The organism is Barnesiella sp., from assembly GCF_022723415.1.
Taxonomy (GTDB): domain Bacteria; phylum Bacteroidota; class Bacteroidia; order Bacteroidales; family Barnesiellaceae; genus Barnesiella; species Barnesiella intestinihominis.
This window is the reverse complement of the sequence record NZ_JAIJHU010000040.1, coordinates 1-12,833: the sequence shown is the minus strand read 5'-3', so window position 1 is coordinate 12,833 and position 12,833 is coordinate 1. Positions and strand designations below refer to the sequence as shown.

Below are 12,833 nucleotides of genomic sequence, written 5' to 3'. Positions count from 1 at the left end.
GTTTAGTTAAACCAACTTTCATCGGTGAGAGGTGCTTCTTCCGCATTTTGTGGAATCTCGTCGATCGTCGAGTCGGGATATTCTTCGGGTATGCCGTCTCCCACAAGTAGAGTTAAGGAACTTCCCGCAGGAATTTTATCTCCTTGTTCGAGGTTTTCGCCTTTGTATTGTATACCGATAACGAGATCGGGGTATTCCGATGGTACATTTTGTGTTTTAATGTCTGTCAACCCTACACTTTCTAAGGTGGAAAGAGCTTGGCGAAGCGACATATCGGAGACTTTTGGACAAGAAATCATTCTGGGGGAGTAAGCGTTGATCGATAGATAAATAATTCGACCGTCTTTTACTTTGCTGCCGCCCGCAGGGGTCTGTTCGATGACACTGCCCGGAACCGCACCGTCGATAAACAGAGAGTCTATTATGTCGTACCGAAATCCTTCCCGATCGAGAATGCGTAGAGCATCGGGTAAAATCATTGTTTTGACCTCGGGGACAATGACCGCTTTCCCGTGCCGTGTATATAGCTTTAACCCGTATAGAGTGAGTGCTATCAGCAGAAAAAAAACGATAATCATCAATACTAACGTTTTGATTATCGGGTGCTTTTTGAAAAAATCAATTATTTTTCCCATAATCGCTTAGGTGCATAACTTATCTAAGATTTCACAAAGATAGGGAAAATAGCTTGCAACGGTGTTAACTTAATTATTTTTATGACAAAAAGATTTTGTCCTTCCAATATTTCTTTGGTGAAATGAAGAGCTGCATGATTCCTTTTTCGAATTTGAGGAAGAATATAATTTAACATTTATAACTTAAATAATCTGTCTGTTCTTGATTGATATTCGATAATGATTTACTTTTGCAAGAAAAAATAAGCTTCTGTATATTATGAAAAGGAGTAATTTGGTATGGGTTGTTATCGCTGTTCTGGTCGTCGCATTGTTGGGAACCGGGATTTTCATATACATGCAACATAAAGCAATGTCCGATTTCAAGGAGCAAGTGGAGATAGACAAACAGCGGAGCGAGCTTGAAAAAGAATATAGCGATTTGGCTGCCCAGTACGATCAGTTCGAGGGACAGAAGATGATGTTCAATAACGATTCGTTGATCGAAAAGCTCGATGCCGAGAAGGTGAAAGTTCAACGATTGTTGGAAGAGTTGCGGACTGTGAAAAATACGAGTTCGGCTCGTATCGAGGAATTAAAGCGGGAGTTGACTACGCTGCGGGGAATTATGCGTCATTATGTGATGCAAATCGATTCGTTGAATGTTGCCAATAAACAGTTGCGGGAAGAGAATGCGAAGGTGACCCGGCGGTATAGAGAGGTAGCGCAAACAGCAAGTCAATTGAAACAAGAACGAGAGGAATTGACCGAAAAGGTAACATTAGCGGCAAAGCTCGATGCCGTAGGTATTGTGGTGACTCCGATAGATTCGAGAGGAAAAACTGCAAAAAAAATTAAAAAGACCGATAAAATAAAGATAACATTCTCCATAGCCAAAAATGTAACGGCCGAAGTCGGTGAGAAATATATTTATGCCCGTATTGTAAAACCCGATGGAGATGTATTGGTGAAAGATAGGGCCGATGTATTTCCTTTTGAAGATCGTGAAATAAATTATTCTTGCCGAAAATTGATTGAATATACAGGTGAAGAATTGAATGACGTGACAATGTATTGGGCCGTGGAAGAATTTTTATATCCCGGGGAATATCGCGTGGATATCTTTGCCGATAACTATAAGATAGGGACTCGTTCGTTCACTTTGAAACAATAGCTTCCGCCTCTGTATTTGTTTGGAGAATCGGGCCGATGTGAAAGTATGGGTAAAGCTCTTCCCGATTTTATCGATATTTTGGCTTTGTCGATAATTTGTGGGGAGGCAGACTTGAATTTTAGCGATGAATCTCTTGTCGATAAGTGTATTCCTGTCTTCTTGATGAATGGTTAAAAAGCGGCCGAATAGATTCTTGAAAAATTTAACCCCTCCGTCACTACGTGCCATCTTCCCTATATTTTGCCGTGCAAAACACAGAGGAGGAGTTTAAAAGTAACCCTCTATTCATTTGTGAAGTGCCCCAAAAAATTGAACAAGTTGAACCTAACCGGAAACATTTCACTTCATAGTTAGTACCAGATTATTCAACTCCTCTCCTCTATTGAAATCTCCGAAGTGAGTTTTAGCCCTCTCCCCCTGTGTCGCGCAGCAATAGGGGAAGAGCCCGCAGGGCGAGGGGGGTGAAAAAATCATATAATCTTTGATTGAGGGGTTAGAGGTATAAAAGGAGAAAATATCGACTGAGTTGATATTTTGCGTAGAGAGATGATTCTTCTATGTATCTTATGAAGTATATTTTCGGTAGCATTCTATCGTTTGGTTATTGAGTTTTTTTCGTTCATGAAAAATGCTTTCGAAAATAGCTTTCGAATACAGCGTGGAACAATTCAAAGCCGATTCTTAAAAAATAGTAAAAATAGAAAACTAAAATCTTTAAATATTTGTTTAATGCTAAACTCGGCGTATTTTTGCGGTGTAATGCCGGGTGCATTATTTTTTTAAGAAATAAAATTGTTTATGCAACTATAAGCAAAACAAGTATTAGTTCCGTTAAAGAAAAGTAAGAGATAAATAGAAGCGTATGAAAATAAATGGAAGCATATGGGCAGGGAGGGCATTGTTAGCAGCCTTCTTGTTATCTTTTCTGATGGGTTCGGCACAACAACCGGTTTCGCTCGATTCTTGCCGACAGATGGCATTAAAGAATAATAAGCAACTACGTATAGCCGAAGAAAAGGTGAAAGGGGCAGGCTATACAAAAAAATCGGCTAGGGGAGCTTATTTCCCGGGAATAGATTTTACCGGGTCTTATATGTATAATCAAAAGTCGATATCGCTTTTGGAGTCCGACCAATATTTGCCTACAAAGACATTCGATTTAGCCAGTCAAGAATACAAGTATAATGTGGTAACTAACCCGGCGACCGGGCAACCTATATTGAACAACGGGCAGCCTATACCGTCGACTGTCGCCATGATCCCGAAAGAGGCTTTCGAGTTCGATGTACATAATGTGTATGCCGGGTTGGTGACACTGACGCAACCTATTTTTATGGGAGGTAAGATAAAGGCATTGAACGATATTGCCGGATATGCCGAGAAGTTGGCGGTGTCGCAGAAGAATACGGCCGAGAAGGAAATTATTTATCAGACAGATGAGGCTTATTGGCAAGTGGTCTCTCTCGTTCATAAGAGAAAACTGGCCGAGAGTTATACGGCTTTACTCGATACGTTGAACCGGCATGTACAAGAGATGATAGCCGAAGGAGTTGCGACTCAGTCGGACGGATTGACCGTGGCCGTGAAGTTGAATGCCGCTCAGATAACCCTTGCTAAGGTCGATAACGGATTGGCTTTGTCGCGTATGGCTTTGGCTCAAATCTGCGGGTTGCCGGTCAATTCTATATTTACGCTTGAAGATGAATCGTTGGAGCGTGTAGCTCCGCAGGAGACTCCGTTGTCGTATAATATGGAGGAGGTTTTTAAAAATCGGAACGAAGTGTTGAGTCTTAATTATGCGGCGAAAATCTATGAAAAGAAGAAAAACTTGGCTCTTTCCGATATGTTACCCAAGTTGGCTTTGGTGGGGACTTATTCTTTTACTAATCCCAACGTATTTAACGGATTTAAAAACGAGTTCGACGGTATGTTCAGCGTGGGAGTAATGCTCAATATTCCAATCCTTCATTGGGGAAAGAACTACAATAAGATTCGTGCCGCTAAGAGTGAAGCGGTTGTTGCCAAGTTGGAATTGGCCGACGTGAAAGAAAAGATAGAATTGCAGGTAAGTCAAGCGGCTTTTAAAACTTCGGAGGCTTATAGAACTTATAAAATGGCTGTGAAAAATTTGGAGAAAGCCGATGAAAATTTGAGAAATGCGCAACTTGGATTTCAAGAGGGAGTACTTACGACGACAAATGTTCTTGAAGCTCAAACAGCATGGCTCGAAGCCCAATCGGAAAAAATAGATGCCGAAATCGATACCCGACTTTGCGAGGTTTATTTGGCTAAGGCTTTGGGCACTATGAAATATTGAAAATAGAAAATATAAAAAATAGCAAAACAGATTTACAATGGAAAATCTAAGAGAAAAGAAAGAGCGCAGTTTGGTCGTAGGCCTCATTGCTTTGATTGTCATTATAGTTGTTTTGGCCTTGATCGGATTATTCTTGCTTAAACCGGAGCCCCAAATTATTCAAGGGCAAGCCGAAGCGACACAAGTACGGGTTTCAGGAAAGTTGCCCGGCCGAGTGGTCGAATTCATGGTAGAGGAGGGACAGCATGTTCTGGCGGGGGATACATTGGTACATATTCATTCTTCGTTGGTAGAGGCGAAACTTTCACAGGCCGAGGCTATGGAAACCGTAGCTAAGGCTCAGAATAAAAAGGTGGACAGTGGTACGCGCGTGGAACTGTTGAATTCTGCCTATGATATGTGGCAACAGGCTCAAGCCGGTTTAACGATCGCCAAGAAGACGTATGAGCGTATGCAGTCGTTGTATAAGAAAGGAGTAGTTTCGGAACAAAAACGCGATGAAGCCGAGGCTGCTTATAAAGCAATGGTCGCTACTGAAAGTGCGGCTAAATCGCAATATGAAATGGCAAAGGCCGGTGCGCAGGCCGAGGATAAGGCTGCCGCTGCCGCTATGGTCGCCGCCGCACAAGGTAGTGTCGCAGAGGTCGAGTCTATTTTGTCGGATTCTTATCTGACGGCTCCTACCGACGGTGAAATTTCCGATATTTTTCCGAATGTGGGGGAATTGGTGAGTTTAGGTGCTCCGATTATGAATGTATTGAAACTCGACGATATGTGGGTTTCGTTCAATGTTCGGGAAGACTTGTTAGAAAATTTGACTATGGGAGCCGAAGTACAGGCTATAATTCCGGCATTGGAAAATAAGGAAGTGACTTTGAAAGTATTTTATATTCGGGATATGGGATCTTATGCGGTATGGCGCGCTACGAAAGTTACCGGGCAATACGATGCCAAAACTTTCCAAGTGAAAGCCCGTCCGGTCGAACCGGTCGATAATCTACGTCCGGGAATGTCGGTATTGTTGAAAAGAGATAAAAAATAAAATGGAAGTTCTGTAACTTCGAGAATGTCTATATGTCAGAACGAATGGAATATCAAACGGGGCTTTGGGCTACTATTGTCCGGGAATTGAAACAACTGGTTTCGCGTCCTATCTATGTACTTTGTATGGTAGGAGCGCCGCTATTCAGTTGCATATTCCTGCTTTCCTTGATGCACGAAGGGTTACCTCATAAGATTCCGGTAGCGATTGTCGATCACGACCACACCTCTACGTCTAGGAATTTTATTCAACAGCTTGGATCTCAGGAGTCGGTCGATGTTGCCTATAAGTTGAATAGCTTTACCGAGGCTCGGGAGTTGATGCAGTCGGGTGATATTTTCGGATTTTTGATTATTCCTGAGGATTTTGAAGCGAAGGCTATCGCCGGTCGTCAACCCGAAATTTCTTTTTATACGAATGATGCCTATTACATTCCTGCGTCGCTGCTATATAAAAGTTTCAAAACCATGTCGGTGTTAGCTTCGGGTGCAGTCGTGCGCCAAGTATTACTTTCTGCGGGAGCCGAGGAGTCACAGATTATGGCTAAGTTGCAGCCGATAGCGACGGATATGCATGCGTTGGGCAATCCGTGGATTAGCTATTCGGTTTATCTGAATAATTCTTTTCTTCCCGGGTTATTGCAATTGATGATTCTGTTGGTTACGGTTTTCAGTATCGGATCTGAGATGAAACGAGCCACGTCGAGGGAATGGTTGCGGACTGCCGACGATTCGATTATTATTGCTATTACAGGTAAACTCATTCCCCAAACGATCATATTTTTTTCGATGGGGCTTTTATACTTGTCGTTGCTATACGGTTATTTGCATTTCCCGATGCATAACAGCATTTGGCACATGATTTTCGCGATGTTCTTGTTGGTTGTCGCTTCACAGAGTTTTGCGGTAATTATTATGTGTTTTGCGCCTTCGTTAAGAATTGGGTTGAGTGTCGGTGGTTTGGTGGGAGTCTTGTCTCTTTCTATCGCGGGATTTTCTTTCCCTGTGCCGGCTATGTATTTGCCGTTCCAAGCTATCTCGTATGTATTGCCTGTACGGCATTATTTTTTGATTTATGTAGATCAGGCATTGAATGGAATACCTCTTTATTATTCGCGTGTACATTATGTCGCATTGATTTTGTTTGCGGTGGCATCCACTCCGTTGTTACCCCGGTTGAAAAAGGCTTTGATGCGTCAAGTATATGTACCGTGATGTAAAAATAAAATGATATGAAATTGTTTCATTCTATAAAAATAGGTTTGTCCGACATTTATTACATTTGGCGGCGGGAATACCGTGCTGTTTTTCATGATTTGGGAATCGTGCTGTTTTTCTTTGCTTTACCATTCGCTTATCCGATTGTATATGCCGCAGTGTATAACCCTGAGGTAGTGAGGGAAGTGCCTATGGTCGTCGTGGATAATGCCCGTACCCCTTTGAGCCGGGAGCTCGCTCGTGAGATGGACGCGACACCGAATGCGCATATCGTTTCGTATTGTGCCGATATGGACGAGGCGAAGCACATGATGTATGAAAAGCATTGTTATGGAATATTGTTTATTCCGGAAGATTTCAGTCGAAAAATAGAGCGAGGTGAACAAAGTGTCGTTTCGTTCTATTCGGATATGAGTATTCTCTTGAATTACAAAGGTTTTTTAATTGCGTTGACCGATGTGACGATGAACCTCGGAGGAAAGTTACAGACTCAGGCTTTGGGTGGAGCCACGCAGGAACAAATCAATGTAGCGACACAACCCATTCCGTATAGCTCTATTAATTTGTATAATCCAGAGTCGGGTTTGGCATCGTTTTTGTTGCCTGCCATATTGGTGTTGATTTTACAGCAGAGCCTTATTTTGGGAATTGGTATGATGGCTGGGGGAATTTATGAACATCGACAGTTACACCTGTTTTACAGTGGACGAGAACACATGCACAATAATGTATTGCATTTGGTGATAGGCAAATCATTGTGCTATTTTAGCTTGTATATTTTATGTACGGCATACATATTACATTTTATTCCGTGGCTTTTTAAATATCCGCAGATAGGTAGTCAGGTAGAAATTTATTCTTTTGCCGTTCCGTTCTTGTTATCTTCTATATTTTTTGGAATGACGCTATCTATATTTGTTCGAGAACGCGAAAGTTCTTTCTTGTTGTTTGTCTTTACTTCGGTTATATTTTTGTTCATATCGGGTATTACATGGCCTCGTTATGCCATGCCGGAGTACTGGAAGTGGTTGGGTGCTCTCATTCCGTCTACTTGGGGAATAGAAGGCTTTGTACGTATGAATACGGCCGGGGCTGGTATTTATGATGTGCGTCATGCCTATACGATGTTATGGATTCTAACAGGAGTTTATTTTGTGACGACTTGCTTGGTTTATAGGTATCAGATTTGGAAAGATAAAAAACGAGGCTTTTCGGGAGTGCTCGATTCAGGGATAGATTGAAAGAACAGGTTAGTTATATAGATAGAAGCCGACATCTTAATAGATAGTCGGCTTTGTTGTTTTTTGTGAAATCCATCGATTTTAAAACGGTTTTGATATTTTATTATTATCTTTACGTCCCTTTTCTAAAAATATAACTTAAATAATAGATAATGAACTGTATTTCACGTAACTGTTTGTTGCTTGTCGTTTTGACTTGCTTGTTTCCGTTCTTTGTATTTGCAGAGATTCCTGCCGGATATTATGATGATGCTGTTGGAAAAAGCGGTGAGGATTTGCAAAAAAGTTTGTCTACCATCTTAAACGATGCAACCGATGTAGGTTATAATGGCTTGTGGAATCTTTATAAAACGACAGACAGACGTTCCGATGGGAAAGTGTGGGATATGTATTCCGATATAACGAACTATACTTTTGGAACCGATCAATGTGGCACATATGGGGTTGAAGGCGATTGCTATAACAGGGAGCACTCGGTTCCTAAAAGCTGGTTTAGTGAGCAGTCGCCTATGAAGTCCGATGTGTGGCATGTCTATCCAACCGATGGAAAAATAAATGGAATGCGTAGTAATAATCCGTTTGGAGAGGTAGGCTCTGGCGCATCGAGCTCGAAAAATGGATTTTCCAAATGGGGGAAATGTGTGACTCCCGGTTATTCGGGTACGGTATTCGAGCCGAACGATGAATATAAAGGAGATTTTGCGCGTACTTATTTCTACTTTGCTACTCGGTATCAAAACCGTATAACGAATTGGGGAAGTATATTTGTTTCTAATTATCCTCATATTATCGATTGGCAACTCAATATGTTACTTCGTTGGCACGAACAAGACCCCGTTAGCCAAAAAGAATTGGATAGAAATGAAGCTGTCTATGAGTCGCGTCAAGGAAATCGGAACCCGTTTATCGATTATCCCGAATTGGTCGATCTCATCTTTGGAGACAGTCGTAATATCCCCTTTATGCCAGATGGAGGAGATGCTCCGTATATCGAGGCTCCTCGAAACGGATCGACTGTCGATATGGGAATCGCTTCGGTGAATAGTTCTTCACCGGTAACGGTTCAACTATCTGTTAGAGGACGTAATATCGAGAGTGCTGTTTCGGTTGAAGTAGGGGGTAATGATAGTGAGTGCTTTTCGGTGAATCGTCGGGAACTTACAGCCGATGAGGTTAATAATGGAACAACTGTCGAGTTAGCCTATCGTTCTTCGGTAGTAGGTTCGCACGAAGCTGTTTTGGAAATATCGGGAGGTGGGTTAAAGTCTCCGATTATCGTTAATTTGAAAGGGCAGGCTATCGACGATTTTGTCGCATTGCCGGCGAAAGATATTACGAAAAATTCTTTTGTGGCGGTTTGGACTCCGAAATCGGAAGCAACTGATTATGAATTGAATGTGTGGTACGACGACTATTCGTCGAGTGTTCCTGAGAAGGACATATTGGACGTGACGTTTTCGTCGAAGCCCGATTCGTGGACCTATGAGGGATATACTGCTGTTGAATCGGGAAAATTACGATTAGGTTCGGGTAGTAAGGACGGTAGCGCTACTACTCCTATCCTTGATTTATCGGCCGGAGATGTATCGATAACGGTAGTGGCCGAACCTTATAAAGAAGATCTGTCTGTGTTGTTTGTTTCGGTCGATGGTCAAGAGATTAGCCAGATTAACCTCGATGGTACTACGACCACAACTATTCCGGTGAAGGAGGGAACGAAAACATCAACAATCACCTTGATGGCCAAGAGCGATCATCGGGTCTATCTGCATAGCGTAGTGGTGAAGAGCGGTGGAGGTTCTACCCCTGTTGTTTTAGAAGGATATCCTCGTCGAGTAGGAGATGTAAACGAATATATGGTATCCGATTTAACTCCCGTTGTGCAGTATCATTATACGGTGACTCCCTATATCGGGGAAGAGGCTCAGTCGGTGTCTAATACGATTTCAGTCTCTACGTGGTCGGCTGCTGTCGATGATATGGAGGCAGATCGTGTTTTGATATTTACCTCTGGGAATGTGTTGCATATACTCAATGCCCCGATGAATGCTGTTGCCTCGTGGTATACGATGGACGGGCGTTTGTGTGGCTCGCGGATTTTGCATAGCGAGGAGGTCGAATGGGAGTTGCCCGAAGGAATTTATATCGTGAAGGTTGTATCTCCGTCGTTACAAAATACGGTGAGAGTGCATAGCTCGCGTTGAGATTAAAAATCTGTATTATGAGTACTATGAAAAATTGTGCCCGGATAATTTTCGGGGTATTGGGAATTTCGTTTCTGGGATTTCGGCTTGATGCCACAGTTCCTGCGGGCTATTATTATGCGGCCGATGGAAAACATGGAGCTGAGTTGAAAACTGCATTATACGAAATAATAAGTTCGATGCATACACTCGGTTATGGTAGTGGGGAAGATGCCACGTGGGAGGGCTTCTCCCGAACAGACCGTAAAGACGATGGCAGTGTGTGGGACAGGTATTCCGATGAAATACGCTATTTCGATGGCTTTAATGCCGTCGGGGGCATGCATATAGAGCACTCTTTCCCGAAAAGTTGGTGGGGCGCTTATGAAAATAATGCTTATAGGGATTTGCATCATTTGTTCCCGGCAGACGGATCGGCCAATTCCGCTAAAAACAATTTGCCGTTGGGTGAGGTCACGGGAGTTTCTGGCTTTGACAATGGGGTCTCGAAGGTAGGAAAGAATGGTTGGGGAGTAGATTATACCGACCGTTGCTTCGAACCTGCCGACGAGTATAAGGGCGATTTTGCTCGTGCCTATTTCTATGTCGTAACGGCCTATGAAAACTTGTGTGACTATTGGCAGTCGCCTATGCTCGATAACAATACTTATCCGGTATGGAAAGAGTGGGCGTTGGACATGCTGTTGGAGTGGCATTCGCAAGACCCTCCGTGCGAAAGAGAGTTGGCGAGGAACGATTCGGTTTATACCATACAGGGGAATCGAAATCCTTATATAGATTATCCCGATTTGGTCGAGTATATATGGGGAGCTCATCGGGAAGACCCGTTCAGGTTCCCCGCAGAGACTCTCCCTTTCTTGGCTTTGCCTCGTCGGGATCAAATCATGGATATGGGGGTGATTATGTTGGGTGATAATAAAAGCGAACAACTTGATATATTGGGAAACAACCTCACCTCTTCTTTGTCCCTCTCGTGGGCGATAGGAGGTATATTTGAACTTTCCGATTACGAAGTGTCGGCACAAGAAGTGCACGATGGTTGTACAGTTGAAATATCGTGTCGAGAGCTGAGGAAAGGAGAATATCGCGATACGGTGATTATTTCGGGAGGGGGCATTGAGACCCCGTACCGCATACCGGTACAAGTAGTTTCAGTCCCTTCGTTTATAGAAACCTCGGCATCCGATGTTACGGCCACCGAGGCTTTGATACATTGGATTAATTACCCCGAAGCTATCGATTACCAAGTTTCTCTTTGGTCGGGGAATACCTCTGCCGGAGATTTGATTATTTCGGCTTATGTCGAGGGATCGGGGTATAATAAAGCGATTGAAATCTATAACGGAACAGGAGTCCCGGTCGACCTTTCTGCATACAGTTTGCGAATGGAGGTTAATGGCAGTGGTTCTTTCGTGAACGATACTCCGTTAGGACCTTCTATATTAAATAACGGAGAGACCTATTTATTATTAAATTCGCTATCGACTGATGGGGAGTTAATCGCTAAGGCTTCGCAGATTATTCCCGGGGGAGAAACTTCGCCTCTCAATTTCAATGGGAATGATGCTGTTGCGCTTTGTCGCGATGGTATAATGATTGATGTGGTGGGTGTTGCCGGGGAAATAGCTTATTGGGGGCAAGATAAAACGTTGTATCGCCGTTCCGAGATAACACACCCTACATCACGATATAATGGGAAAGAGTGGATATCGTCTCCGAAAGATGATTTTTCGAGGATAGGGCTTTTTCGTATGCAGCTTGACGACAAACGGGAATATATACAGACCGATAAGTCAATCGGGCTCGTACAAAACTATCGTTTTACCGAATTGCGACCGTTGACTCGCTACACCTATCAAGTGAGCGCTGTTATACCTTTGGGTATAGTAAAGGCCGCATACAGCATGCAATTTGAGACAGATTCTCTGGCTGTGCCGCAGTTGCTCGATGCCTCGGATATAACCGATAGTACTTTCCGAATAAATTGGGAAGAAGTTCAGGGAGCCGATAATTATGAGATAATTTGTTTTACACAGACTGGTGAACAACATGTTTATACTGAGGGATTTGACGAAGTAGATTCGTCCGGAAAACCTCTGCCCGATAATTGGGAGGGAACAGCTTCTGGTAATTATACATCTGCGGCAAGTAGCGGAGTGTCGGCTCCTTCGGTCGCATTGAAAAATACGGGAGAATATTTACAGACCCCTCGGTATAACGAGGGTATAGTAAAGTTTTCGTTTATGTATCGTTTTGCATCCTCCGGGACGGGATCCTACATTGTTGTTGAGAAAGAATCGGATAATAGTTGGACAGCTATTGATACATTGCGATATGTCGATACTTCTAAGAATTATCCCGAATATACCTTTTCGATCGATGAGCAGGTAACTTCGGTAAAAGTCGTTTATGCACATAAAGAAAAAGGAAACGTAGCTGTCGATGATGCTTCGATTACTTATGGAGCTTGTGTTAAGGATATTTTCTCTCAGGAAAAGGTCGGGAATATTACGACTCATGTTATAGAGGGGCTTTCTCCTCAGACAGAGTATGGCTATCAAGTCCGTTCGGTATGTAAAGATGTTGTTTCAAATTGGTCTTCGGTACAGAGAGCCGTTACGGCCGATATCTCGGCTGTTACATCTGTTCGATCATGTGATCCGATCGTATATGTGTCGGGACGGCAAATTATAATAGCGACTCTTTGTGGTTCCGAACGAATATCGGTTTACAATTTATCTGGGCAAATGTTATATGCAGTGGCTGCTGAGGGGAAAAACCAAATAGCGATAAATGTCGATCGAGGAATTTATATAATAAAAATAGAGGCGAGGAATAAAATATTCAATAAAAAAATAATTCTGTAAAATGCAGAATATTATATGGTTATATTTTATTTAAAAAATAATTCAAAAAAACATTGAAAAAAATTTGGAATGTAATAGAGAAAGGCAGTATCTTTGCAGCACTTTCGCAAAACGGGGAGGCCACGGGGCCGCCGTTGGAGAGAGAAGTTCATTGAAG

General features: G+C 42.7%; 9 protein-coding genes. 8 read left to right on the top strand and 1 reads right to left on the bottom strand.

Annotation, left to right across the window (positions count from 1 at the left end; all coding sequences use genetic code 11):
• Positions 1–2 precede the first annotated feature (2 nt).
• Positions 3–635, bottom strand: coding sequence for a PASTA domain-containing protein (locus QVD32_RS09070; RefSeq protein WP_021891980.1), 633 nt, complete (start codon positions 633–635; stop codon positions 3–5).
• A 259-nt stretch (positions 636–894) separates the two neighbouring features.
• Between QVD32_RS09070 and QVD32_RS09065 the strand changes: the two genes are divergently transcribed.
• The 8 genes from QVD32_RS09065 (at position 895) to QVD32_RS09030 (ending at position 12,676) form a co-directional block, all read left to right on the top strand.
• Positions 895–1,788, top strand: coding sequence for a DUF8429 coiled-coil domain-containing protein (locus tag QVD32_RS09065; protein ID WP_021891979.1), 894 nt, complete (start codon positions 895–897; stop codon positions 1,786–1,788).
• 45 nt (positions 1,789–1,833) lie between these two features.
• A complete protein-coding gene (locus QVD32_RS09060) occupies positions 1,834–1,962 on the top strand; it encodes a hypothetical protein (RefSeq protein WP_262892420.1) in 129 nt (42 codons plus the stop codon).
• 688 nt (positions 1,963–2,650) lie between these two features.
• Entirely contained in the window at positions 2,651–4,105 is a 1,455-nt protein-coding gene (locus QVD32_RS09055; RefSeq protein ID WP_021891977.1) for a TolC family protein, read from the top strand.
• A 37-nt stretch (positions 4,106–4,142) separates the two neighbouring features.
• Positions 4,143–5,147: an HlyD family secretion protein gene (locus QVD32_RS09050; RefSeq protein WP_021891976.1), complete on the top strand. Its 1,005-nt coding sequence runs from the start codon at positions 4,143–4,145 to the stop codon at positions 5,145–5,147.
• A gap of 32 nt (positions 5,148–5,179) precedes the next feature.
• Positions 5,180–6,361, top strand: coding sequence for an ABC transporter permease (locus tag QVD32_RS09045; RefSeq protein WP_021891975.1), 1,182 nt, complete (start codon positions 5,180–5,182; stop codon positions 6,359–6,361).
• 17 nt (positions 6,362–6,378) lie between these two features.
• A complete protein-coding gene (locus QVD32_RS09040) occupies positions 6,379–7,605 on the top strand; it encodes an ABC transporter permease (RefSeq protein WP_021891974.1) in 1,227 nt (408 codons plus the stop codon).
• A 152-nt stretch (positions 7,606–7,757) separates the two neighbouring features.
• Positions 7,758–9,809, top strand: a complete 2,052-nt coding sequence (locus QVD32_RS09035) for an HNH endonuclease signature motif containing protein (protein ID WP_021891973.1) — start codon at positions 7,758–7,760, stop codon at positions 9,807–9,809.
• Positions 9,810–9,826: 17 nt separating this feature from the next.
• Positions 9,827–12,676 carry an endonuclease gene (locus QVD32_RS09030; RefSeq protein WP_118687549.1) on the top strand — a complete coding sequence of 950 codons (2,850 nt, stop codon included), beginning with the start codon at positions 9,827–9,829 and terminating at the stop codon, positions 12,674–12,676.
• Positions 12,677–12,833 lie beyond the last annotated feature (157 nt).